Below are 23,386 nucleotides of genomic sequence, written 5' to 3'. Positions count from 1 at the left end.
TATCATATATGAGAATTCGAAATAGTAATACTTTCGTATTAGAAACACGGGATTAAGACGGTTAATGCAGACTATCTTATACTAATTATTGTAAAGAGAAAAGGTATATAGTTTAATAGTAATAAAATTAATAGCTATGGACAGCATGACAACAAAAGAAATAAAGTTCGTTGATGGTAAATCAAAAAGAATATTTGCTTCGCCACTCTTAGAGCGCATATCAAGAACTCATGTGGCCATACCCGTTATAATATTTTTACTTTATGCCACAGGAATCATGTACTGGAGTATCAGGTATATTGAAATATCACCTGGGTTAACGATGCTATTTAGCCTTTTTGGCTTGGCTGTATTCACCTGGGTAGAATACAATGTACATCGGTATGTTTTTCACATTGCTACGTCAACCAAGCGGAAGAAAAGGTTTCAGTATATTGTACATGGAGTTCACCATGAATATCCAAAAGATAAAGAACGACTGGCCATGCCTCCATTATTAAGTATAACAGTTGCAACATTCTTCTTTATTGTTTTCCGTTATATTTTGGGAGATTATGCATTTGCATTTATGCCTGGATTTTTGGTAGGTTATGCGTCCTACTTATTAATTCATTACATGGTGCATGCAGTGCCTCCCCCCAAAGGATGGTTAAGGACACTTTGGAAAAATCATGCCATTCATCACTATAAAGATGGAGAAGTTTTGTTTGGAGTTTCTTCACCTTTGTGGGATTATATTTATGGAACAACGCATGACAGTAGGGTTTCCAACTAGATAATTGTTTTGTGTAATATGAGTTCTAAACTAAGCACTATAGCATCACCGGACAGGTTGGTAAACGTATAATTGCTAATACAAAATTGTTTAGTTAAGCACCATGTTAAAGTTCTGAGGACTCAAACATTTCCTGAAGCTTCTTAGGTAGAGTGCCTAAAGCTTGTTCAACCTCTTCAGCGCTGGCATATAATTTTATGGTAGCAATTACTGCCCTTACACAATCAATGATCTCATCCTTGCTGCTAAAATCTTTCCACGCTATATTAGCATCTTCCATCAGTATCTCCTGGACAAAATCATCTACTGTTTTTATCTTTTTATGGCCCGCTTTTGTCCACCCATCTACATAAACACCTTTGATGGCCATAGGGAATTGAGAAATCAACTGTAAGGATTCTTCAAAAGTCAGGTGGTTTCGCAGAACATGCAAGGTTGATCGTAGTATTCTCCCCGCATGAGCCCGATCACTGACACCAAGATTATTCTCCAGGTGATTAAGGAATTCATTTCCCTTCATTGCATATTTGTTAAAATCAAGTGTCATATCAGTTTAGGGTAATGAATTATTCAAGGTCGTAGGCGCTGGTTTTTTCAAATCTGCCTGTGGATTTAGTCACTTTAATTCGATAAGCAACAGCTTTAAAGCCTTTTTCTATTATTTCAGGAGGATGAGCATTTCCCTGCGTGGGACGGACAGATTCGCTTGTTATCAGGGGCATAAGTCTATCCATCATGATTTTCATGCCTGCTACCTGCTCACTTTCAGTTTTTAGTTCTTCATACACACCCCATACGATAACACTACGCCAGTTAGTCATATTCTCCATAGTATCAATCTGAAAGCATACATTCGGATTCTTACGCATCATCTTAATTTTTCGACCCTCTTTTGAATGTGCATAGATATAGCCTTCATGAAAAACATATGTTACGGGCACAACATAAACCTCATCAGCAGCATAGCAACCAATTCGTCCGATTATCTGATTGCGCAATACATGTTCTATTTGTTCTCCACTTAGCGTGCCAAGCATACTATTGAATTTTATTGGATTCATTTAACTTGTTAAACTCATGAATAGAAAGCAGTGCCAAACGTTTACCTGTTGCAAGTTCCCATTCTAATATTTGCTGAATAAGATCTATGGCTGTATCAAGCTCCAATTCCACGGCAAACAGGTAAGCACTCTTGTAGCTTGCTGTTTTGTAAGAATTAATATTTTGCACACATGAAATCATCAGTATATCTTTTAAATGTGCTGAGGAAGTCAGTTTTAGCAAATGATGTGTTTCATGAATCATTTTGGAAACCACATCGTTTTTACGTGGGTTAGACTCCTGCATTAAATAAGTAAAAATTCTTTCCAGCTTTTGTAATTTCTCGTTAGCGGTCTTGACATAGTGATCGATTTCGTTCCTAACCTCAATTGACCTAATCTGTTGGATACAAGTAGTTAATTCATTCCTGATTTCGTCCTCAGCAAAAAATAATCCCTGGAGCTGGTAAGCAAGTGCATCTTGAAGCGTACTAATTTTATTCTTCATATACCTAGTCATTTCGTATTATTGACACTTCCTGGTGTTGCTTTTTATTCGAGTGAGGAAATCGCCTGAATATCTTAAAAATGGCAAGATTTATTATTTCCTCTGCTTCATCTGGTGTTATTGATGTTAAGTTTGTTGTTGCCCATCCTCGCCAAATTAAATTATTTGTTTTGGCATCCATTAGGTCAATGATTAGAGAACCTTTTCGATAAGAATAGACGTCTGTTCGTGTCCTCATCCAATAGGGTCCATAAAAATACCCATAGGGCTCTGTACGCACAATTGTAGATTGATCATCCACAACGATATGATAATGAATAAGCATTTCTGGGGATACTTCAGATAAAGTGTATCCACGCATTGTAAGTTGTTCTAGGATAGCATTCTTGATACGTTTATCATTTAATTCATTATAGTAGAGTGGGTTCTTACTTTTCTCGATATCACTCTTTTGACTCCAATCAAAATATTTTAAATTTTGCACTGCATATCCAGGATCGCTATCTGAATAGACTTGTATCTGAGGAGAGCAAGCAGAAACCAAAATAATTGCCAGTAGTATATTAAAGTATTTCATATCGTTTTTTCTTTATTTTTTTAAAAATAGAATGATAACGATTAATGCGAAATGACGTTGATTTTTGAGGAATAAGACTTTTGTCATTTTAAAAAAATACCAAACTCAGGAGCACACTATTAAAAATTTTCATTGAATCTAAGCGTAGTTTAAGTCTGGGTTCTATGCTTGCTTAAGTCTACTTTCTTTCAAAGAGAAGCATACAGCCTGCACAATAAAAAAGGCGGAAATTTCCGCCTTTTGTTTTAGCCAATTGAATCTTGTCTTTCATGCAAATACTTCCGTGTCTATTTCAATCTTATTATCAACGGCAAGCACACCAGGAGATGACCAAGCCACTCTTTCTGCTTCTTTCTTCTCTGCCCATGAACGGACAGTTCCATGCAATGTAACCCTGCTTCCTGCAATATCAAGTTTTATTGACGCTGAATCAACTGATGCACTCCTCACGAAAGCTTGTGCAATCTTGTTTTTAATTTCTTTGGCATCAATATTTGTTTTTTTCAGGTTAATGGTGTTAGTTACTCCTTTAACTCCAAGTAGGTCTTCAACGCTTTCTTGTGCAGAAACTTTTTGATATGCCCACTCAACCTCACCACTGAGATACACCCAACCCTTATCGACTTTTACCTCAATCTTATCGTCATTGACAGCGCTATTCCAACGTAAGGCATTTTTTACTGCTTCAGCAATCTCGGTATCAGTCTTAACGCCAAGTCCTCCAATTTTAACTTCCACATCAGAAGCAACCACTTTTACTCCATGAACGTTCTGAGCAGCTTTTTCAGCTGCAATTTTCTTGCTGTAGCTATCAACAATACCTGAAAGCGTGATTACACCATCTTTAGCAGATACTCCAATTTGAGTATATACACTCCGTAATTGAGGACTCCATTTAAGTTCCTCCATCACATCTTTTTGAAGTTCATCATTTGTTTTCATACAGATAACTTTATTATTTTCACTTTACTTGACCATAATCTTTTTTGGACTTTCAACCGGTGTTTCTTTTGCTTTGGGCACATGGATCATTAAAATGCCATTTTCGTATTTCGCATCGATGTTCCCCTCCTTTATATTTTCTGGCAAGATGAAGGACCTGGTGAAAGAATTGTAGGAGTATTCTTTTCTCCAATAATCACTTTTTTCAGTTCCTTCTTCATTTTCCTCTTCTTTTTCAGCACTGACTGTTAAAGAGTGATTTTTCAACTCAATGTTGAAATCTTTTCGTTCCATACCTGGAGCCGCCAGTTCAAAGGTGAATTCCTTAGGCGTTTCTTTTATGTTCACTGATGGAACATTTACGCCTGGCTTTGCAGGGAATAAATCTGATTCGATATCAAAAAACTCTCTATCGAACAATGAATCGGGTCTCAGCCAATCAGAAAATACTCTGGACAGGCCGGTTGCTGGTTTTAATAACGTGTTCATAATTTTTTTGGTTTTAAATGTGGAAATATTTTTTTTGATTCAAAAATATTTCATCAACAGCCGAATGTCGATGATGCCAGTCAGCGATCGCTAAGACTTTGATTCTTAGTCTTAGCAGAGAATTGCGATGAACTGTGATTTACTGTGCAATGTATATTCCTGCTGGCTGCCAGGATTAACTTATAGCATTCTTGCTTTTTTGCTCCAGGATGTAACTTGTAAGTTCTTCCAGCGTTCCAATTTTACCGTAATCTTCTTCAGGTGTTTGTATCGCAAATTCATTGTCCAGTGCCACAATAAATTGCAGGAAGTCAAATGAGTCAATCATCAGACTCTTTCGAATATTACTATTCTCACTGAGTTTTTCGGGTTCAGTATCCGGAGCAATATTTTTCAGCGCCTTGAATACCCTTTTTTTTATTTCTTCCTTACTCATAACAAATCAGGTTTTTTTAGCAGGTTTTTTAATAAGGTAAGAAACAAATTGCCGGTATTCCCATCACTTGCCCTATGATCTGCTGCCAGACCAATGTTCAGTACCGGTCTTACGCCAAGCATTCCATTGTCTGCCCAGGGTTGATCTGTAATACCACCGAAGCTCACTAACGCAACCTGGGGAGGATAGATGACACCATAAACTGTTTCAACAGCTCCATCACCAAGACTTGTGATCGTAATAGTTGAATCCGATAAATCAGAACTTCTAAGTTTTAAAGATCGGACTCTGGAAATAATGTCAGTCAGTGTTTGCATAATTTCCCCAACCGACTTCTTATCCGCATCATGGATAGCAGGAACGATAATGCCACCGGTACGAAGAGACACGACAAAACCGATGTTAATACCTGATTTCCGTTGCAATCCATTTTCCCACCAGGCGTTCAAATCCGGAATTTCTACTAAAGCTTTTGCAACCGCTTTAATGAGGGGTGCGATGGGTAGCAAACGGTCTTTTACTCCGCGCTGTTTATTTTCTTGTGCAAGCCAGTTGAGCACGCCACTCATATCTACTTTTGTTTGGAGGTAGTAGTGCGGAATTTCTCGATTGGATTTACTCATGGCGGCCGCCACTGCTGCCCGTATATTTTCACCTGCCGTTTTTGTTGATGTAGCTTTGGGCGAAGTCTGTTCAACTACAACCTTGTCCACATCTTCTCGGGTAATAGCACCATCCGTTCCTGTACCTTTTACTAATGATAGATCAATTCCTTTCTCAGCTGCTATCCGTTTTGCCAGCGGAGAGGCTCGGTGTACTTCCAAGTGTATGTTGGGTTTTTCTTTTGGTACTTCTGCTTCACCGGATTTTTTAACTTCTGTTTTAACTTCCTCTAAGGAAAAAATCTGCGTCATCAATGTTCCTACTGGAACTTTTTCGTCTATCTTAACCAGAAGATCACCAATTATTCCGTCATTGAACACTTCAATGTCAATAATTCCTTTTTGTGTTTCTACTTCTGCAATGATATCCCCACGTTTTACAACGTCTCCGGGTTTTACTTTCCACTCTCTAAGAAAAGCACTCTCCATATCAGCCCCAAGGCTTGGCATCCGAAAATCAATCATGGCAAACTATTTTTTTTGCAACGGTTACTATTTGTTCCTTCTGCGGGATGCACGCGTCTTCAAGGTGCTTTGGGTAGGGGATAGGTACTTCCACACCACAGAGTCTTAAGACAGGCGCATCCAGTTCATAAAAGCATTTCTCCATTATTCGGGCACTCACTTCCGATGAGACACTGATTGACTGGCAGGCGTCTTCGACAAGGAGCGCTCGATGTGTTTTGGTTACAGAAGCAACAATTGTTTTTTCATCCAATGGTCTCAGTACTCTAAGGTCAATTACTTCGGCCTCCACACCAATCTGTGCCAACTCAGCAGCCGCAGCCAATGATTTGTAAACTCCTGCACCGTATGTAATAATAGAAATGTCTTTTCCTGTTCTGCGAACTTTAGCATAGATGCTGTCGACCGAAATTGTATCTGTTGGTACTTCTCCTTCAAGATTAAGCATGGCCGTGTATTCAAATATGATTACGGGGTCGGGCTCCTTCAATGCAGTGAGGAGCATGAGCCGAGCATCTTCATGCGTGCCAATGGAAAGCACTTTTAATCCAGGTATATGGGCGAACAAAGGTTCCCAACTGTGGGAGTGTTGTGCCGCAAGCTGTCGGCCAATACCACAACTCATGCGAATGACAACCGGTACATTCAATTGCCCACCCGACATGTGTAGTAGCGTAGCAGCATTATTAGCAATCTGATCGAAAGCCAGCAAACTGAAATTTACCGTCATTATTTCAACGATCGGCCGCATGCCATTGAGTGCCGCGCCAATACCTGCACCCACAAATCCGGATTCAGACAGTGGCACATCCATGATGCGATCGGCTCCAAACTCCTGCAGCAATCCTTTGCTAACAGCAAAGGCACCACCATAGCGACCGACATCTTCGCCCATTAAAAATACACGGTCGTCATTCTTCAGTGCGTCACGCAAAGATTGTTTGAGTGCTTCGCGATACGAAAGTTTTATAGATACTGATGGTGCAGACATTTCCATTTAGATCATTTCCAATTCTGCTGTTACATACTTTACATTATCTTTCTTCCGTTCATGAACGGGTGGATTTTCATTACCATATCCTACAATGATTGCTAACTGAATTTGCTCTGAAGAGGGCATTCCAAGTATTGAAATCCGATCTGTTTTCGCTAAAAATTTAGCAAATCCAATTGGGCAGGTATCAAGACCCAATGACTTCGCAGCCAACATCATGTTCTGGCAGCACATGCCAATGTCCAGTGCAGCCCACTCATTTTTCATTGGGGCTGTAACGAAAATTACTACTGGTGCATTGTGGAAAATAATATCTTCTGTCTTCGAGCGATCAACACCATGTGCCCAACTTAATACTTTGTTGGCTACCTTAACAATGCGCGGTGATAAAGAACGGATTTGCTCTTTATCCGTGAGTACATAAAATTTCCAAACCTGGCGGTTCATGGCTGATGGAGCCATTCTTCCCGCATCAAGAATCTGGTCTATAAGGGATTGATCAACTGGCTGATCTTTATATTTTCGAACTGCTCTTCGTTCGTAGATTGTTTTAATGACTTCGTTCATGCTATTTTTATTTTAGTGTTTTTGAAAATAGAATTCCAAGACAAAGAAGTTCTAAAAGTGCACTGATTGTCCAGGCAATAATCATTAGCAGAGAGATAGGAAAGGAAGCATACGAAATTAACATACCGGGGAGTGTAGCGGCCATCCACACAAAAAGTCCAAACCACAAACCTTTTTTTAAATCGGTATCAGCAGATATAACAGGATTAACTTTTGACCATACCCATGCCAATATGATGCCTAACAAAAATGGGTGAACAAAATATAATGACATGATTGGATCAATCCAGGGTCTGAAAAGATTGGTGTTTTGAAACTCTGTTTTAATAGAAGGAGCCAACACCTCATAAATTTTTCCGGTGAGCATTCCAATAACCAACACAAGTATGCCGCCTGCTAAGCCTATGAGAATTATCTTTTTCATGTGTTAATATTTTTTTTTGCTTTAGGACACACGGAATCGCCTCATTATCATGCTCCTGGGTTTGCGCCAGCTCATGGCGATTTCATATAAGTAATTCTAAAATATTTATCTTGTTTGTATTTCTTCTTGAAATAACCCGAATAAATTATCTTCAGTATCAATGCAAGTAGCTAAATAGCCGAACCCGGGAACAGCTTGTTTAGGTTGAATTATTTTTCCGCCAAGCAACTCTACTCTTTTAATAGTATCATCAACGGAAACTACCCCTACATAATTAATTATTCCAGGTCGCTCTGTTTTGTCACGTTTAGCCATTCCACCACCAAGGCCCTTTTGGCCGGTTAGATCATTTGTCTTAATCATAGAATAGTTCATGGAACCAGGGGCCGCATCAAATTTCCAATTGAATAATTTTTTATAAAAAGTCTTTGCACGTTCTGGATTATCGGCACTCATGTGAAAATGGATGATGGTTGCCATAAGTATTATATTATGGAATTGCTGTAAACAAAATTTGTTAATTGATCAATTGGTTCCCAGGTTCCTGCTTCCGCAAAGTCTACTGCCTGTTGTATTTCCATATCAATCTTTTTCTCTAGTTCTTTTATGGCCTGTTCTGTTACCAGTTGATGTTCCAATAGTAGTTTGGAAAAGGCGGGGATTGGGTCTCGTTTTTTCCATACTTCTACTTCTTGTTTTTCTCGATAGAGTTCTGCATCAAACATGGAGTGAGCGCGAAAGCGATAAGTGTTGCATACCAAGAAATAGGGCTTACCAGTTTGCTGTATGATTTCCACGGCATGTTGTGATGCTTGTATCACAGCAAGCAGATCCATTCCATCAACCGATCCAGCGCTAATGTTATAGCCTGCTGCTTTTAATTCCAGATTTGTCTGGGCATGAGAGTAGCGAATAGCGGTTCCCATAGCATACAAATTATTTTCACACACAAATAATATCGGCACTTGCCAGAGTGAGGCAAGATTAAATGCTTCATGAAATTCGCCTTCTGCAACAGCACCTTCACCAAAAAAACAACAAGTAATTTGATTGTTCTTCATTTTCTTATCTGCGAGTGCCATGCCAACAGCCATTGGTAAATGACCAGCTACTATGGCGTTACCACCAAAAAATTTTCTGGATACATCAAACAAATGCATGGAACCACCTCTTCCTTTACAGCAACCTTCCTGTTTTCCGTACATCTCGGCCATGATGACTCCTGGATCTAGTCCACGCACAAGAGCCTGACCATGTTCACGGTAGGTACAGAGGAGGTTGTCTCCCGGATTCAATGCATGCATGATGCCAACAGCTACCGCTTCTTCGCCCACGTATAAATGTAGAAACCCGCGAATCTTTTCTTTTGTATATAGCTCGGCTGACTTTTCTTCAAAACGCCTGATGAACATCATTTGATACAATAGTTTTTTGGCCGTCTCCTGATCAACCGGTGATGTTTTGTTTTCTATAGTAATTTTCGTGTTCATGATGGTTCCAGTGTTGACAGATCACCTTCGGGTAACCCTAATTCTCTGGCCTTTAGTAATCTTCTTAGAATTTTACCGCTCCGTGTTTTTGGAATAGACGCTACAATCGAAATTTCTTTTGGTGCTACAGCTGCCCCCAGTTTTTTACGCGCATGCGCCATGATATCAAGTTTTAAATTTTCATTGATTGTAGTACCGGATTTTAACACAATAAAAGCCTTGACTATTTCTCCTATGAGTGGATCTGGTTTTCCGATCACTGCGGCTTCGGATACAGCCCAATGTTCCATCAATGAGCTTTCCACCTCAAACGGCCCCACCATGTGACCAGAAGTTTTGATGATGTCATCAGCCCGACCAACAAACCAGTAATAGCCATCGGCATCGCATCGTGCTAAATCACCAGTGAGATACCATTCGCCACGGAAACATTTTGCATAGCGTTCATCTTCATGCAAATATGTTTTAAACATGGATGGCCAACCTCGTTTCAATACAAGGTGTCCTTCTTTGTCTGGCTCTTTAATGATCTGAATACTACTTTCAGTAACTGCTGCAATCGCTGCTTTTACACCAGGTAGCGGTTTGCCCATTGAGCCGGGACGCACCGGCAAGCTTCTGAAATTGGAAATCATAATACCTCCTGTTTCAGTTTGCCACCAGTTGTCCAGTACCGGAACCTCAAATGTTTTTTGACACCACTTTACGGCATCAGCATGGAGTGGTTCGCCAACACTTAGTATCATGCGCAAGTGTTCGAGGTTGAATTGTTTTTTCGGTTCTATATTCATCCGCATAAGTCTGCGGATAGCAGTAGGGGCCGTATACCATATGCTTACTTTGTGTTCCTCCAACACTGAATACCAGCGGGTAGCATCAAACTCTTCTTCATCGATTATGCTTGTCACACCATTTACCAATGGTGAAATTATTCCGTAAGAAGTGCCTGTTACCCAGCCGGGATCGGCTGTACACCAATAGATATCACCCGGATGAAAATCTAATACTTGTTTTCCGGTTACTAAGTGAGTAAGTACAGCACCATGAACATGTACTGCTCCTTTTGGCATACCTGTGGTACCGCTCGTAAAATGGAGCAACGCATCATCAGTTGGTTTGGTATCGGGAATAGTAAAAGCTGATGAAGCCTTCGACATTCTTAGTGGCAGGGATATGGCTAAATCATCAATATCCTTTTCGATGTCTGTAATCAGAACATGGCTAAGTGCTGGTAAACGATCGAGTAGGGGCTTTACTTTTGTTGTAAATAAGTCAAGGGTGGTAACCAGAATTTTAGCATTGCCTCTTGACAATCGCTGATAGATTGGTTCAGGACCGAATACCGAAAACAACGGACAAAACAAAGCAAGCTTTTTTAGTGTGCCAAATGCTGCGATATATAATTCAGGAATACGACCAGTAAGCGTAAAAACAGTTTCTCCTTTTGCTACACCTAAGAAGTTTAACAGGTTGGCGAATTGATTGGATAAGCGGGAAAGTTCTGCATAGGAAATATCAATTGTTGTGCGATCACTTTTGATAAAGCGCAAAGCAGTGTGATTTTTTATTGATACTTCCGCGTGGCGTTCAACGGCTTCATAAGCCATATTTAGACCGTTGCCAGAGGGTAATCCATTTAGTCCCCTGTATGCTATCTCCCAATTAAAAAAGTTATATACTGAATCATAATCTTCAATATTGGGTGTTATGGCAGGTTGTGCAGCTACATCACGCATAAATAAATGTAGTTGACTATACAAGGCTTCTCAATGACTGTTGTTTCCCAATCTACATGATTTTGGTTACAGTAACAGCAGCAAGCTTCTATTGACGGATCGATTTTTGGGGCTTGCTTGTCAGACCAAGGGTTCCTCTCTGTGAAATATTTGAGTTATCTCATTTAATTCTTTTGAGATATAATCAAGTATATCATCCAGGGATAAGACGCCCGTAAGGTGTCCTTTTTCATCCACTACCGGGATGCGTCTGATACTATTATAACGCAAACGCATTTTCATAAGTGTATCCAGAATAGAAAAAGATTCGGAAACGGTTAACACAGGTGTACTCATAATTTCCCCGACTTTTACTTCATTGATATTATAGCCATTAAAGAGGCACTTCACTACAATATCGCGGTCAGTTAAAATACCTGCGGGTATAGGTATATTTTTCTGCTCCAATGTGGCAATCAGGTATCCAACATTGTACTCCTTCATAAGTTTGGCAGCTTCTCTAACAGTCTTATCTTCCCGTATGGTAACTGTATTTCTCGTACAAATTTTTCCTACATTCATAATTGTCTATTTTTAAAAATGCCTGCTGTCCTTACGTCTGTTTATGTAGCATAAGCAAATATACTTTACTCGTTACTTATCGTAGCCTCTCATTTAGATTAAACCATTTTTCAAGCGGATCATTAAAACCAAAATTATTGCAATCAAGAGGGTATGCGTCACGAAGTTCCTTGCTGATAATAAAATCATTTCGGCTAATGGCACCCCGATCCTTATACGCTTCAAATAGAGTATTGGTCACAACATCAAACCAGGAAATAAAACGTCCTTGTTTGCTAGGATCATTAACGATCACCGAAATGTCAGCGTAAGTATCCTGACTTGCATGTTTACCGACATACTCACCCGCTGCAACCTCATCGTTAATTTTTATTTCATGATCGGGTGTGAGATGAAAAAGCTGAAACCGAAAAGCTGGGTATTGCTTAGATTCAATCTCAATCTTTGTTCCATAAATTTCTTGCTCAATGCGGGTGATGATACCGTCAATAGGGGAATAAATGTTAACAGTACTCCATACAATGTCATCAAAGGGTTTAAAATAATGTTTCATACTTCGGCAGTGCTCAAAAGCATCTGAATAGTCATGACCTACCGATGACCTGAATTTTGATATTTGTGCAATCTTATCCAGTTCGATATAGTTTGTACTTACAAATTGAGGTATGCCTTGCTTATCTATATCCCACACAGATTCACTTATAACACTGTCGCTATCGCCATTACAATTGTATAGTATTAAGCAAAAAAGAAGTAGCTTATTTTTCATATTAACATATTGAGTAGACTCATTATCCAACTATTAATTTGCCAAGAAGTCTATTACTTTACCATGATCAATGTTACCACTGGTGTGTGATTTATATCCTGTTTATGTTTTCTTAAAAATTTAATGAAAAAAAAATTAAATGTTCTTGAACAGGAAATACTTGTTTTGATAATAAGATTTCCCACCAAGCAGTCAATAGTAATGCTATGATAGTAACAGAATCAGAAATAATATGGTCAGGTTCGGTATATGATAAGGCTACAACAAGAGGCTTAATGTAGCTTTTAAACTGATCCGACCTGAGTTTATCAAAGTGATATTTTTAGATATAAACTAATTTAATAGGTAGAGGCCGTTATAAACTTACTCTTCTGAAAAAAATCCTTTTTGTTATCTCAGCAATAAATGCATACAAGAATGCAATACCCACCATACCGATAAATATTGTGATTGGTAGTGGGGTAAAACCCATTAAACTGGAAAAACAAAAATAAGGTAGAGTAGTTATTCCAATGGAAACAATGATACTCATGTAAATCAAATATTTTCCTGGCTTGCTCTTGAAAGATGAGCGTTGTGTACGGATGACAAGAAGAATAAGAATTTCGGTAATACAGGATTCAATAAACCAACCTGTCTGAAACTGCTCGATATTAGCCTTAAATAGCCACAATAATGTACCAAATGTTAGAAAGTCAAAAAGAGAACTTTCAATACCAAAAACAATCATGAACTTACGAATTAACATGGCGTTCCACTTTCTTGGCTTATTAAGTAATTCGGCATCCACTTTATCTGAGGCAATGGTCATGGCTGGTAAATCAGAGAGAAAATTTAGTAAGAGTATTTGTTTAGGCAAGAGTGGGAGGAATGGTAGAAATAATGATGTGCCAGCCACACTAAACATATTTCCAAAATTGGCGCTTGTTGTTATAAATATATATTTCAGTGTATTGATAAACGTCTTTCTTCCTTCTAAAATTCCTTCTTGCAGTACTTCAAGATTTTTCTCCATGAGGACAATATCAGCTGTTTCTTTAGCAATATCTACGGCATTATCAACCGTGATACCCACATCTGCTGTTTTAAGTGCAGATACATCATTAATACCATCACCGATAAAACTAACTACATTACCAGATTTTTGCAATGCTCTTACTAATCGTTCCTTTTGGTTAGGCTCTATTTCGGCAAATACATCGATCTCATTGACTTTTATGGCAAGAGCCTCTTCACTCATTTTTCTAAGCTCTCCACCAGTAAGTACATTTTCAGATTGTAAGCCAATTTTTTTGCCCACAAACGCGGCAGCCAGTTGATTATCTCCGGTAATTAATTTTAATGTTACGCCTGAACTTTTCAATTCGTGAATAATGTTAGCTATCCCGGGTTTGATAGTGTCGGCTAAAATAACAAGACCTAAAAAGGTCATATCCCTTTCATCTTTTTTATTAATAAGAGGATCGCCTGTTATGTCCTTATAGCAAAGGCCAATTGTTCTGAAGCCTTGTCTACTATATTTTTCGTGAATAGTTATTATTTTATTTCTCATCTGATTTAGTGGAAGTCTATTTCCACTAGCAAGCTCAACTGAATCACACACTTCAAGAATATTTTTTAAGGCTCCTTTTGTAATCAATAAATGCATACCTTGAAATGCTACGGCAATACTTAATCTTTTACGAATAAAATCATACGGCACTTCATCTACTTTTTGATAGCCATCAATGTCTATGTCCGTAAGGTTGCGTATAGCTTCATCCATAGGATTAGTAAAACCAGTCTCAAATCTTGAATTTAAGTACGCAAATGTCTTTATTCTTGGCCAATCATTATCATTACTATCAACAGTATACTGGACAGATATTTTTCCTTCTGTCAGAGTCCCTGTTTTATCCGAACAAAAAACATTTACAGCTCCTAGGTTTTGTATAGCAGATAGTTTTTTTACTATAACTTTCTTATCGACTAATCTCTTTGCGCCAGCCGAAAGCGTAATAGTTATTATAGCAGGCAGCAGTTCAGGTGTCATACCTACTGCTAATGCTAACGCAAAAAGTATAGAGTCTATAACATTTTTACCCAGATAAATATTAATAATAAATATAATAATTGAAAGTATCATAGTAATCTGCATAATCATGTAGCCGAATTTCTTTATTCCTTTTTCAAACGCGGTTTCAGGCTCGTGCCAACTAAGAGCACCTGATATTTTTCCAAATTCGGTTTTGCTATTAGTATACACTGCCAATACTTTTGCGGTACCATTAATAACATTTGTACCTTTAAAAACACAATTTTTTCTTTTACTAAGTGGTGTATCGATGGGCATTAAACCAATCTCTTTTTCAACTGGAAAGGACTCACCCGTAAGAGAAGCTTCGCTAATGTGAAGGTCGTTTGATTCAACTATTATACAGTCGGCAGGTATAATATCACCCGCATTTAATAAAATCACATCACCATAAACCACTTGTGATGCAGGTATATCTTTCTCTATATTGTTTCTGAGTACAGTAGCTTTAACCTGAACCATGTCTCGTAATTTTCTTAATGCATGATTCGCCTTTCTTTCCTGCCAGAATCCAAGCAAGGCACTTAAAAATATAATTCCTAAAATAATGAATGTGTTTGTGTATTCACCCAGAATAGCAGAAAGAATAACTGCAAAGATTAGTAAGAGTACAAGCGGACTTTTAAACTGAGTTAATAGTAAACGAATATCACTAACCAGTATACTTTGCATTGGTGTGATCATGCTTTTATTATTTCTATCAGATGCTTTTTCATCGCTTATCCCTAGAATCGTTGTGTCTAAATCTTTAATTAACTCTGATAAGCTAATACTCCAATATGGAAACGACTTATTCATAAAGACTTTTGATGCCGATCTTCGTTTGGTGCATATGTCTAAATTAAAGCTTTTATCCCTCAGTTTAGCGCTTGGTATTGATGATTGGTATCATATGTTATAAGGATACCTGTCATTGTTATATATGTTACGTAGTTAGATTTTTGATTTTGGTAACTGATACATATTTCGGACAATCAATTTATGAGTTGCCACTTTTCTGACCCACTCAATATGAATACAACCGGTTCCAGGACCTATTTATTTACAAAAGGTATCGATTCTTTTCTTAAGGGTGTGACTGATGCCTCAACATTTACAGTGCGTTTTTTCAAGGAATCTTTTCTACCACCGTTTCATTTTCACGAAGTTATAAATCAAAGTTTTGAGATAGGTCTTAAATCACTTTCACTAATTACTGTAACAGGATTTATCATAGGAATAGTATTCACTAAACAATCTCGTCCTTCACTTGAAGATTTTGGTGCAACCTCATGGTTACCTTCATTAATGGGCATTGCCATCATTCGGGCATTGGGTCCTTTGGTAACTGCATTGATTTGTGCTGGAAAAGTAGGTTCCAGTATTGGAGCTGAAATTGGTTCCATGAAAGTGACAGAGCAAATTGAAGCTATGGAAGTATCTGCCATTAATCCATTCAAGTACCTAATAGTCACGCGAGTGTTTGCAACTACACTCACTATTCCGGTACTCTCGTTGTATTGTATCTGTGTAGGACTATTTGGATCATATATTAATGTACATGCTCAGGAGGCTACGGGATTTGTCACCTTTTATCACAATGCATTTTCATCTGTCTCCTTTTTGGATATCAATACTTCGGTAATCAAATCTATTGTATACGGTCTGACAATCGGATTGGTTGGTTGTTACAAAGGCTATAATGCAAGAAAAGGAACGCGTGGTGTAGGAAGAGCGGCAAATCAGGCTGTTATCGTTTCTATGTTTCTCATCTTTCTGGAAGAAATAGTAATTGTTCAAATAACCAACTGGATCCGGTATTATTGATATGAAAGAGCAAGCTAAACATCAAATCAATCTTGAAGAATCAGTTATCGCCATTACTGGCTTAGAAAAATCATTTGATGAGCTGGATGTGTTGAAAGGCGTGGATTTTACTTTGTACAGGGGCGAAAACGTAGCGGTACTTGGCAAATCGGGCTCAGGCAAATCCGTATTGATCAAGATTATGGTTGGACTACTCCGTCCTGATGCAGGTCAAGTGTGGGTGCTGAGCAAGGAAGTTAACGAGCTGAAAAGAAAAGAGCTGGATGCATTACGCTTACGAGTAGGTTTCCTATTTCAAAGCAGCGCGCTATACGACAGTATGGATGTGTACCAAAACCTGTCGTTTCCTTTAGTGATGACCAAGAAACAACTTACCAAAAAAGAAGTAGATCAAGAAGTGTATGAAGCGTTGGATGCTGTAGGTCTGACAGAGAAAGTAAATGAAATGCCTGCTGATCTTTCGGGTGGACAACGAAAAAGAATAGGCATTGCCAGAACGTTAATTCTTAAACCTGAAATTATTCTTTATGATGAGCCAACTTCGGGATTAGATCCCATCACAAGCGGTGAAATAAATAACTTGATCAGGGAAGTACAGGAACGATACAACACCAGTTCGGTAATCATTACACATGATCTTACCTGCTCGAAACACACGGGTGACCGGATTGCTATGCTACTGGATGGAAAGTTTATAAAAATTGGAAGTTTCGAAAATGTATTTGCAAGTAAGGATGAAGCGATAAAAAGTTTTTACAATTACAATTTTATTCAAGAAAGTCATGCGAGAATCTCCTAATAGACGTGCTGTTATTGTTGGCCTTTTTGTTTTTGTCGGATTGATTTTTCTGATTAGTGGAATTCTCATGGTTGGTAACCTGCATGAACCATTCAAAAAAAAAATGGTCATCGTTTCTTTTTTTGAAGATGTCAATGGGTTACAAACTGGGAATAATATTTGGTTATCGGGCGTTAAGGTAGGAACAGTCAAAGAAATTCTTTTTTACAGTCGTTCTTCGGTAGAAGTAAGGATGAGTGTTGATGTAAAAGCTCAGGGGTATATACGTAAAGACGCAAAGGTTAAACTCAGTACCGATGGGTTTATTGGAAACAAAATAGTGGTTATTTATGGAGGAAGCGAGATGGTTGCAGCGGTGCAGGAGGGAGATACACTGGAAGTAGAAAAATCAGTATCACAGGTAGATATGCTTAAAGTTTTACAGGAAAGTAATAAGAATTTGAAATCTATGACCAATGACCTTAGGATCATCAGTAAGAGGATGGTGTCAGGTGAAGGAAGCATGGGGAAATTGCTTAACGATAATTCTTTATATAACAACGTCAATCTTGCTATTCAATCTATCCAGCAAACCTCTTCCAATGCACAGAAATTTCTCCTCAATTTAAATAGGTATGCAGCCCAGTTAAATCAGGAAGGAACGCTGGCTAATGATTTGGCTACCGATACTGTAGTATTTAATTCCATCAGTGGAATTGTGCAACAAATTAAGCAAATTGCAGATACAACGCTACTCATTGTAACACAACTCAAAGCCATCAGTAGTGATAGCACTACTGCCATAGGAATGCTTATGCACGATAAAGCAGAGGGTGCACGATTGAAGTTGATTCTTAAAAACCTGGAAAGCAGTTCGAAAAACCTGGATATTGATCTTAAAGCCGCTCAATTTTCATTTCTGTTACGAAAAGGTATAAAGAAGCAAAAGCAAGAATAGAAAGCATAATTAAAGAAAAGTAATCAGAAGTATTAGAAAAAAAAGTTAATGATTAATTATCTGTAGAAGGCCATATACAGATACTACATTGTAAATCCATATGAAAAATATCCAGAGGAATATGGATAGACGCCCTCAATAATTACCTGACCTTTCATGTTTTCCAGAGCTCGAATAAAGTCATCCTTTGTAAAGATTTGAGTATGGTTTACTTTAATGATGATAAAACCCTTTTTAATGTTAGTGAATGATTGAATTTTCCCTTTTGTGATGCTAGTTATCTTAATGCCTCCTTTTAGCTTATAGTGTGTTCGCTCCTTTGCTGTTAACTCTTGTACTTCAACACCGAGCTCATCTAATATTTTGCTATATTCTTTACCCGACACACTGGCTATTTGCTGTGCACCTTGAAGAATTACAACGGCTTGCCGCTCTTCTCCTTTGCGAAGAAAGGTAACATTTAATTTTTCACCCGGACGGTGCTTCGCTACAATTTCCTGGAGCTCAGGTGATGTTTCAATTTTTCTTTCGTCAATTTTTATAATAATATCTTTTGCTTTAATCCCAGCAATACTGGCCGCACCATCTTTTGTAAGGCTATCTACGTATACACCAGGCGTGAATCGTATATCTAATTCTTTAGCAATCTCTCCAGTCATATCACGAATAATAATGCCAAGATATCCTCGCTGCACTGCACCGTAATTCAGTAAATCATTGGTAACTTTCTTTACAATATTTACGGGTATGGCGAAAGAGTATCCTGCATAAGTTCCAGTTGGCGTGGCAATAGCTGTATTAACCCCTATTAATTTCCCATTCAGATCTACTAAGGCTCCACCGCTATTTCCAGGATTAACAGCTGCATCCGTTTGTAAAAATGATTCTACCGCTTCTCGGTCTTTCAGTATGCCAATGTTTCTTGCTTTTGCGCTTATTATCCCAGCAGTAACAGTAGAGGCCAGGTTAAAGGGATTACCAACAGCCAGCACCCATTCACCAACCTCTACATTGTCAGAATCACCAAATTCAATAAATGACAAATCAGTCTCCTCAATTTTTAATAAGGCAAGATCGGTTGTCGGATCAGAACCAATAATTTTAGCTTTATAAGAACGCTGATCGTGCAGAATTATATCCACCTCATCGGCATCCTGAACTACGTGATTATTGGTAATAATGTACCCATCGGCTGTTAAAATAACGCCTGAGGCAGAACCTTCCACCGGACCACGTTGCCGAAAGGGCTCAAAAAATCTGAACCAATCATCACCAAAGAAATCTTTGAATGGGTCGTATTGTCTAAGCTCTTCCTGATTTTCATTTGCTTTCCATGTGCAGTTAACGTGTACCACGGCAGGCGTTACCTTACTTGCTGCATACCTGAAATCAGTTGTGGGTAACTTGGCATTAATCTCAAACTGATTTGTATCAATCTTTCCTTTGCCTGCGCTTTGTTTCTTTTCAATGGATATGGTATGGTTATCAATGCTTCTGTCTTTTTCGGCTTCTTTATTGATTTGTGCTTCGCATCCTCCTATAGTAATAGAAAGAAGTATCATAAAAGGAAGACTAAACAATTTTTTAAACTGCTGCATAAGTTGTCTATTTAATAATTACTAATCCAACTACGATCGCCAAAAATGATTGATTCCCCATACTTTCTGTTCTAAATACTTCATTATACCTCAAAGAAACTTTTATAGCGAAAGTTTTAACAGGCTTGAATATAACGCCAGCCTCAGGGCGCATGCTAAAGCTCCAGTTTTCTTCTTGCCAACGATAGAGCCCCATATCAGTATCACGTATGGTATAAGTGGTACCTATATAAAATCCAACGAAGGGGTTCATGCGAGTATCTTCATTTAAGAAGTAAATCCCTCCGGCATAAATTGGAATTGCACTTAAATATCTGTATTGAATGCCAGAAATGGAGGACGTACCATCGATGTATGTGGCATATGACTTTTTTTCATAAAATAAACTTAAGCCCACATTCAACCCTACAGAAAGTTTAGGGTCAATTTTATGCTGATAGTCAAAAGCAATTCCTCTAAAACTTGTCTTATTTATATAGTCTTTCATATCTTGCAGGGGCATCGCTACTACGTATTCTAAAGTGCCATAGGTTTGAGCCTGCATATTAATGGAGCAGAGAAAAGAGAATAAAATTAAAAGAGAGTTGAAAAAAGTTTTCATAGCAAAAGAGTTTATTGCTGTAAATAGGGTGATTGCTTAAATGCCTGATTGATGGTATTACTCAAGCGACTTTCAATTGACGTTGGATTACCTTCCAGTAGGCCATTGATTACTACAACCCAGGGAACAGACACATTCTTATCAACCATAGTATTTACATCTTCAGTCATTTGAATAAGAAGCGTGCCTGACCGATAGCCTCCTGCATATACTGGATTATAGTAGCCAGGATAGTACCATCCCCATCCTTGATCCCAGCCGGGATACCACCAGTTCCAATAATACCAGTCATAGTAGTAATAAATTGTTGTGGTGGTGGATACAGATATAAGGAGAATTACATCAGGATTTGAGTTTTTATTAACTTCTGTCCAGCCTAATGCTATCATATTATTTCTAATCGTATTCAGTATAATATTCGCATATAGATCAGAAACAAATTCCGGTTCAGTATTCCCATTATGATTAAAGAAGGTTGAATCGTCAATTTTAATTACGTGTTCAGGTAGTGCAAATGTATTTACCCCTTTAAAATCAAAAGCGGGATTATAATTTGTGTACACAATATCCAATTCATCAACATATGTTGGTTCTTCCGGATAGCAACCCAGCATGAGTAGAGCGACTATTAGTATGATTTTTATATTTGGTTTTGCTCTCATTTTTATATTTTATAATCAATGTCAACTTAGTACAAGTTGTGTCTTAGCGCTATGATAAGCATCATTTGATTTACACAGAATTGACACCCAATAACAAAAGCAACAAGTGGATGAGGGTTTGATATGTCAACAGGCTTGTACGATAGTCATATAATAATATAGAGACAATTTGCATAACCTGTATCTTACTTTCTTAGCAGATTAAATAGAAAGTGGCCAGGCAGCGTCTGTACAATGGTTGCACACAATAAGATTACTTATTAAGCGAATATGGCTCCCATAATTGAAGCGGTATTTATCTCGCATGTATCAAAAAATGACGGTGATGAATCAGACAAAGCTTGGTGACAATGATCATTGAAAACGCTCTACAGATTTATTTGATTTAGAATATGTCTGACAAAAATAAAAGGTTATCTGCTGATTTGTCAATGCTAGCCTCCATCTATCGCTTTTTGGGTGGTGACAATCCATTCAGGGCTATTGCGTATGAAAATGCATCTCGTTCCGTTCGAGAGTTATCTAAAGATATTTCTTTTTATGACAAGCAAGGTACTCTTACTGATATACAAGGTATAGGTAAAAGTATTGAGTCAGACATTAAAGAATTTTTAACTACCGGGGTAATCGGCAAATTGGAAAAGCTTAAACATAAAGTTCCTATTGAATTACTTGAGTTAATGGACATTACGGGCTTTGGACCACAATCACTAAAAACAATTTATAAAAAGCTTCATCTGCAAACAAAAGAAGAAGTGATTAGAGCGTTAGAGGATGGTTCAATTCAAAAGCTAAAGGGTTTTGGTCCACGAAAGGTAGAGAACTTGTTAAGAAACTTAAAGCTTCACAAAACATTGGAGAGTCGGATGTTATTATATGATGCTTTACTTGAAGCAGAAGGTATAATTAATTTGCTTAGCCCATTAACAAATGTCAAAAAAATTGAAATGGCCGGAAGCTTGAGAAGACGAAAAGAAACGATTGGAGATATCGACATCCTGATTGCTGCGCCTGTTAAAGCACGAAAAAAGATAATTGATTTCTTTGTTTCGCCAACGCTTGCTTCTAAAACATTGGCACGCGGAGAAACAAGGGCCAGTATTATTCTCAAGGCCAATCAACGCCAAGCTGACATTCGTATTGTGGAAGAAGAAGAATGGGGGAGTGCTCTTCAGTATTTTACAGGGTCAAAAGCACATAACATTCATCTTAGATCAATTGCAAAAGGAAAAGACTTTAAAATAAATGAATACGGTGTTTTCAATATTAAAACTACTAAACGAATAGGAGGTAGAACAGAGGAAGAAATTTATAATAGTCTGCAAATGCAAATGATCCCACCTGAAATGAGGGAAGATCATGGTGAAATTGAATTAGCCTTAAATCATAATATCCCTTCATTGGTTAGGTTACAAGACATTCGAGGAGATTTACAGATGCATTCGAACTGGTCCGATGGGCAATTGTCATTAGATGACTTGGTTGAGTATGTGCGCACCAATTTTAAATACGAGTATATCGCTATTACCGACCACTCAAAATCATCACGAATCGCTAAAGGTATGGATGAAAAGAAATTTTTAAAACAAATTTCAGCTATTGAAGAAATCAATAAACGCCTGGGAACATCATTTTTGAAATCAGGGGCGGAAGTAGATATCCTTTCTGATGGAACACTCGACTTATCCGATGAGGTGCTGGCACAATTGGATTGGGTAACGGCTTCCATTCACGTTGGCTTCAAAAATGATAATACCAAAAGGCTAGTTCGCGCATGCCAAAATAATTACGTGCATTGTATAGGGCATCCTACTGGGCGCCTCATTGGCAAACGCGAGTCTTATCCAATTGATTTTAATAAGCTTCTCGAGGCAGCAAAGGAAACAGGAACATTGCTGGAGATAAATGCACAACCCAACCGGATGGATCTTCACGATGAATATGCCTTGCTTGCACAAGAAAAAGGAGTAAAGCTGGTCATTAGCACGGATAGCCATAAAGCTTCAGATTATGATTTTATGAAAATAGGCCTGTCTGTGGCCAGACGTGCCTGGTGTAAACCGGAACATATTGCAAATACGCTGTCATGGAAAGAGCTAAAGCGATTATTCACCAAAAAATAGTTGAAATAAGCATCTTCTTAAGAAAGATATGTAGCCTTAGCACCATGTTGGTTTATAAACCTGAGAAATATTCGTGACGTTTTTTTAAACAAAAAAGGCGGAGAATTATACATCCTTCGCCTTTTGGATAACAGATAGTTTTAAATACCTTTTGCAATATTATATTCTACCTGAATCTACATAAGTCATCATCTCACTTTGGCCAAGACACAGTTTTTATTCTGTTATTCAAACAACAGTTTCATGCTCTTTTAAAAGCCTTAATATCTGATGTCCTACTTTGCCGGACAAGACTTTAATTATGTTGATTCAAAGATATAATATTCGACCATGTGAATGCGATGACAATTG

At 38.1% G+C, this 23,386-nt stretch carries 25 protein-coding genes; 5 read left to right on the top strand and 20 right to left on the bottom strand.

What is annotated here, in order from left to right:
- The first annotated feature begins 136 nt into the window (after positions 1-136).
- On the top strand, positions 137-775 hold the full coding sequence (locus SanaruYs_RS03040) for a sterol desaturase family protein (RefSeq protein WP_127121029.1): 639 nt from the start codon (positions 137-139) through the stop codon (positions 773-775).
- 106 nt (positions 776-881) lie between these two features.
- Here SanaruYs_RS03040 and SanaruYs_RS03035 read toward each other — a convergent pair whose 3' ends face one another.
- From SanaruYs_RS03035 to mgtA, 17 genes are all read right to left on the bottom strand, one after another.
- Positions 882-1,322 carry a DUF2267 domain-containing protein gene (locus tag SanaruYs_RS03035; protein WP_127121028.1) on the bottom strand — a complete coding sequence of 147 codons (441 nt, stop codon included), beginning with the start codon at positions 1,320-1,322 and terminating at the stop codon, positions 882-884.
- Positions 1,323-1,341: 19 nt separating this feature from the next.
- Positions 1,342-1,836 (bottom strand): pyridoxamine 5'-phosphate oxidase family protein, encoded by a 495-nt coding sequence (locus tag SanaruYs_RS03030; protein WP_246011819.1) that lies wholly within the window; start codon positions 1,834-1,836, stop codon positions 1,342-1,344.
- On the bottom strand, positions 1,814-2,323 hold the full coding sequence (locus tag SanaruYs_RS03025) for a YciE/YciF ferroxidase family protein (RefSeq protein WP_160118568.1): 510 nt from the start codon (positions 2,321-2,323) through the stop codon (positions 1,814-1,816). The genes SanaruYs_RS03030 and SanaruYs_RS03025 overlap by 23 nt, the downstream gene beginning before the upstream one ends.
- A 4-nt stretch (positions 2,324-2,327) precedes the next feature.
- Positions 2,328-2,900: a DUF4136 domain-containing protein gene (locus SanaruYs_RS03020; RefSeq protein WP_127121026.1), complete on the bottom strand. Its 573-nt coding sequence runs from the start codon at positions 2,898-2,900 to the stop codon at positions 2,328-2,330.
- Positions 2,901-3,167: 267 nt separating this feature from the next.
- Positions 3,168-3,842, bottom strand: a complete 675-nt coding sequence (locus SanaruYs_RS03015) for a BON domain-containing protein (protein ID WP_127121025.1) — start codon at positions 3,840-3,842, stop codon at positions 3,168-3,170.
- A 24-nt stretch (positions 3,843-3,866) separates the two neighbouring features.
- The gene (locus tag SanaruYs_RS03010) at positions 3,867-4,331 is read right to left on the bottom strand and encodes an Hsp20/alpha crystallin family protein (protein WP_127121024.1); all 465 of its coding nucleotides are present in this window, start codon (positions 4,329-4,331) and stop codon (positions 3,867-3,869) included.
- Positions 4,332-4,506: 175 nt separating this feature from the next.
- Positions 4,507-4,767, bottom strand: a complete 261-nt coding sequence (locus SanaruYs_RS03005) for an acyl carrier protein (protein WP_127121023.1) — start codon at positions 4,765-4,767, stop codon at positions 4,507-4,509.
- Positions 4,764-5,894: a dihydrolipoamide acetyltransferase family protein gene (locus SanaruYs_RS03000; protein ID WP_127121022.1), complete on the bottom strand. Its 1,131-nt coding sequence runs from the start codon at positions 5,892-5,894 to the stop codon at positions 4,764-4,766. Before SanaruYs_RS03000 ends, SanaruYs_RS03005 begins: the two co-directional genes overlap by 4 nt.
- Complete coding sequence (locus SanaruYs_RS02995; RefSeq protein ID WP_127121021.1) at positions 5,887-6,885, bottom strand: alpha-ketoacid dehydrogenase subunit beta; 999 nt, start codon at positions 6,883-6,885, stop codon at positions 5,887-5,889. The genes SanaruYs_RS03000 and SanaruYs_RS02995 overlap by 8 nt, the downstream gene beginning before the upstream one ends.
- A gap of 6 nt (positions 6,886-6,891) precedes the next feature.
- Positions 6,892-7,455, bottom strand: coding sequence for a nitroreductase (locus SanaruYs_RS02990; protein WP_127121020.1), 564 nt, complete (start codon positions 7,453-7,455; stop codon positions 6,892-6,894).
- Between the two features lie 7 nt (positions 7,456-7,462).
- Complete coding sequence (locus SanaruYs_RS02985) at positions 7,463-7,879, bottom strand: hypothetical protein (RefSeq protein WP_127121019.1); 417 nt, start codon at positions 7,877-7,879, stop codon at positions 7,463-7,465.
- Positions 7,880-7,984: 105 nt separating this feature from the next.
- On the bottom strand, positions 7,985-8,359 hold the full coding sequence (locus SanaruYs_RS02980) for a VOC family protein (RefSeq protein WP_127121018.1): 375 nt from the start codon (positions 8,357-8,359) through the stop codon (positions 7,985-7,987).
- A 5-nt stretch (positions 8,360-8,364) separates the two neighbouring features.
- Positions 8,365-9,369 (bottom strand): pyruvate dehydrogenase (acetyl-transferring) E1 component subunit alpha, encoded by a 1,005-nt coding sequence (gene pdhA / locus SanaruYs_RS02975; RefSeq protein ID WP_127121017.1) that lies wholly within the window; start codon positions 9,367-9,369, stop codon positions 8,365-8,367.
- Positions 9,366-11,105 (bottom strand): acetate--CoA ligase, encoded by a 1,740-nt coding sequence (acsA, locus tag SanaruYs_RS02970; RefSeq protein ID WP_127121016.1) that lies wholly within the window; start codon positions 11,103-11,105, stop codon positions 9,366-9,368. The genes pdhA and acsA overlap by 4 nt, the downstream gene beginning before the upstream one ends.
- Positions 11,106-11,225: 120 nt before the next feature.
- A complete protein-coding gene (locus SanaruYs_RS02965; protein ID WP_127121015.1) occupies positions 11,226-11,666 on the bottom strand; it encodes a CBS domain-containing protein in 441 nt (146 codons plus the stop codon).
- Positions 11,667-11,742: 76 nt separating this feature from the next.
- The gene (locus SanaruYs_RS02960; protein ID WP_127121014.1) at positions 11,743-12,435 is read right to left on the bottom strand and encodes a hypothetical protein; all 693 of its coding nucleotides are present in this window, start codon (positions 12,433-12,435) and stop codon (positions 11,743-11,745) included.
- 355 nt (positions 12,436-12,790) lie between these two features.
- Positions 12,791-15,307: a magnesium-translocating P-type ATPase gene (mgtA, locus tag SanaruYs_RS02955; protein ID WP_127121013.1), complete on the bottom strand. Its 2,517-nt coding sequence runs from the start codon at positions 15,305-15,307 to the stop codon at positions 12,791-12,793.
- A 213-nt stretch (positions 15,308-15,520) separates the two neighbouring features.
- Between mgtA and SanaruYs_RS02950 the strand changes: the two genes are divergently transcribed.
- From SanaruYs_RS02950 to SanaruYs_RS02940, 3 genes are read left to right on the top strand one after another with little or no spacing between them, the layout of a single operon-like run.
- Positions 15,521-16,315 carry an MlaE family ABC transporter permease gene (locus SanaruYs_RS02950; RefSeq protein WP_127121012.1) on the top strand — a complete coding sequence of 265 codons (795 nt, stop codon included), beginning with the start codon at positions 15,521-15,523 and terminating at the stop codon, positions 16,313-16,315.
- 1 nt (position 16,316) lies between these two features.
- Positions 16,317-17,114 carry an ABC transporter ATP-binding protein gene (locus SanaruYs_RS02945; protein WP_127121011.1) on the top strand — a complete coding sequence of 266 codons (798 nt, stop codon included), beginning with the start codon at positions 16,317-16,319 and terminating at the stop codon, positions 17,112-17,114.
- Positions 17,098-18,051, top strand: coding sequence for an MlaD family protein (locus tag SanaruYs_RS02940; RefSeq protein ID WP_127121010.1), 954 nt, complete (start codon positions 17,098-17,100; stop codon positions 18,049-18,051). Before SanaruYs_RS02945 ends, SanaruYs_RS02940 begins: the two co-directional genes overlap by 17 nt.
- 83 nt (positions 18,052-18,134) lie before the next feature.
- Here SanaruYs_RS02940 and SanaruYs_RS02935 read toward each other — a convergent pair whose 3' ends face one another.
- Genes SanaruYs_RS02935 through SanaruYs_RS02925 form a run of 3 tightly spaced genes read right to left on the bottom strand, consistent with a single transcriptional unit; the run spans position 18,135 to position 20,912 of the window.
- The gene (locus SanaruYs_RS02935; protein ID WP_127121009.1) at positions 18,135-19,649 is read right to left on the bottom strand and encodes a Do family serine endopeptidase; all 1,515 of its coding nucleotides are present in this window, start codon (positions 19,647-19,649) and stop codon (positions 18,135-18,137) included.
- Between the two features lie 7 nt (positions 19,650-19,656).
- Positions 19,657-20,250: a hypothetical protein gene (locus SanaruYs_RS02930; RefSeq protein ID WP_127121008.1), complete on the bottom strand. Its 594-nt coding sequence runs from the start codon at positions 20,248-20,250 to the stop codon at positions 19,657-19,659.
- Positions 20,251-20,261: 11 nt separating this feature from the next.
- Positions 20,262-20,912 carry a DUF4136 domain-containing protein gene (locus SanaruYs_RS02925; protein WP_127121007.1) on the bottom strand — a complete coding sequence of 217 codons (651 nt, stop codon included), beginning with the start codon at positions 20,910-20,912 and terminating at the stop codon, positions 20,262-20,264.
- A 392-nt stretch (positions 20,913-21,304) separates the two neighbouring features.
- On the opposite strand from SanaruYs_RS02925, the gene polX reads away from it, so the two are divergent.
- The gene (gene polX / locus SanaruYs_RS02920) at positions 21,305-23,035 is read left to right on the top strand and encodes a DNA polymerase/3'-5' exonuclease PolX (RefSeq protein WP_127121006.1); all 1,731 of its coding nucleotides are present in this window, start codon (positions 21,305-21,307) and stop codon (positions 23,033-23,035) included.
- Positions 23,036-23,386 lie beyond the last annotated feature (351 nt).

This window comes from Chryseotalea sanaruensis, from assembly GCF_003990915.1.
In the GTDB taxonomy this organism is placed as follows: domain Bacteria; phylum Bacteroidota; class Bacteroidia; order Cytophagales; family Cyclobacteriaceae; genus Chryseotalea; species Chryseotalea sanaruensis.
Note: the sequence above shows the minus strand (reverse complement) of the source record. Positions and strands in the feature narration are given on the sequence as shown.

Excerpts from the sequence above, each read along its gene's own strand:
- SanaruYs_RS03040 (WP_127121029.1), top strand. The coding sequence starts at position 137 with ATGGACAGCATGACAACAAAAGAAATAAAGTTCGTTGATGGTAAATCA.
- SanaruYs_RS03035 (WP_127121028.1), bottom strand. The coding sequence starts at position 1,322 with ATGACACTTGATTTTAACAAATATGCAATGAAGGGAAATGAATTCCTT.
- SanaruYs_RS03030 (WP_246011819.1), bottom strand. The coding sequence starts at position 1,836 with ATGAATCCAATAAAATTCAATAGTATGCTTGGCACGCTAAGTGGAGAA.
- SanaruYs_RS03025 (WP_160118568.1), bottom strand. The coding sequence starts at position 2,323 with ATGAAGAATAAAATTAGTACGCTTCAAGATGCACTTGCTTACCAGCTC.
- SanaruYs_RS03020 (WP_127121026.1), bottom strand. The coding sequence starts at position 2,900 with ATGAAATACTTTAATATACTACTGGCAATTATTTTGGTTTCTGCTTGC.
- SanaruYs_RS03015 (WP_127121025.1), bottom strand. The coding sequence starts at position 3,842 with ATGAAAACAAATGATGAACTTCAAAAAGATGTGATGGAGGAACTTAAA.
- SanaruYs_RS03010 (WP_127121024.1), bottom strand. The coding sequence starts at position 4,331 with ATGAACACGTTATTAAAACCAGCAACCGGCCTGTCCAGAGTATTTTCT.
- SanaruYs_RS03005 (WP_127121023.1), bottom strand. The coding sequence starts at position 4,767 with ATGAGTAAGGAAGAAATAAAAAAAAGGGTATTCAAGGCGCTGAAAAAT.
- SanaruYs_RS03000 (WP_127121022.1), bottom strand. The coding sequence starts at position 5,894 with ATGATTGATTTTCGGATGCCAAGCCTTGGGGCTGATATGGAGAGTGCT.
- SanaruYs_RS02995 (WP_127121021.1), bottom strand. The coding sequence starts at position 6,885 with ATGTCTGCACCATCAGTATCTATAAAACTTTCGTATCGCGAAGCACTC.
- SanaruYs_RS02990 (WP_127121020.1), bottom strand. The coding sequence starts at position 7,455 with ATGAACGAAGTCATTAAAACAATCTACGAACGAAGAGCAGTTCGAAAA.
- SanaruYs_RS02985 (WP_127121019.1), bottom strand. The coding sequence starts at position 7,879 with ATGAAAAAGATAATTCTCATAGGCTTAGCAGGCGGCATACTTGTGTTG.
- SanaruYs_RS02980 (WP_127121018.1), bottom strand. The coding sequence starts at position 8,359 with ATGGCAACCATCATCCATTTTCACATGAGTGCCGATAATCCAGAACGT.
- pdhA (WP_127121017.1), bottom strand. The coding sequence starts at position 9,369 with ATGAACACGAAAATTACTATAGAAAACAAAACATCACCGGTTGATCAG.
- acsA (WP_127121016.1), bottom strand. The coding sequence starts at position 11,105 with ATGCGTGATGTAGCTGCACAACCTGCCATAACACCCAATATTGAAGAT.
- SanaruYs_RS02965 (WP_127121015.1), bottom strand. The coding sequence starts at position 11,666 with ATGAATGTAGGAAAAATTTGTACGAGAAATACAGTTACCATACGGGAA.
- SanaruYs_RS02960 (WP_127121014.1), bottom strand. The coding sequence starts at position 12,435 with ATGAAAAATAAGCTACTTCTTTTTTGCTTAATACTATACAATTGTAAT.
- mgtA (WP_127121013.1), bottom strand. The coding sequence starts at position 15,307 with ATGAATAAGTCGTTTCCATATTGGAGTATTAGCTTATCAGAGTTAATT.
- SanaruYs_RS02950 (WP_127121012.1), top strand. The coding sequence starts at position 15,521 with ATGAATACAACCGGTTCCAGGACCTATTTATTTACAAAAGGTATCGAT.
- SanaruYs_RS02945 (WP_127121011.1), top strand. The coding sequence starts at position 16,317 with ATGAAAGAGCAAGCTAAACATCAAATCAATCTTGAAGAATCAGTTATC.
- SanaruYs_RS02940 (WP_127121010.1), top strand. The coding sequence starts at position 17,098 with ATGCGAGAATCTCCTAATAGACGTGCTGTTATTGTTGGCCTTTTTGTT.
- SanaruYs_RS02935 (WP_127121009.1), bottom strand. The coding sequence starts at position 19,649 with ATGCAGCAGTTTAAAAAATTGTTTAGTCTTCCTTTTATGATACTTCTT.
- SanaruYs_RS02930 (WP_127121008.1), bottom strand. The coding sequence starts at position 20,250 with ATGAAAACTTTTTTCAACTCTCTTTTAATTTTATTCTCTTTTCTCTGC.
- SanaruYs_RS02925 (WP_127121007.1), bottom strand. The coding sequence starts at position 20,912 with ATGAGAGCAAAACCAAATATAAAAATCATACTAATAGTCGCTCTACTC.
- polX (WP_127121006.1), top strand. The coding sequence starts at position 21,305 with ATGTCTGACAAAAATAAAAGGTTATCTGCTGATTTGTCAATGCTAGCC.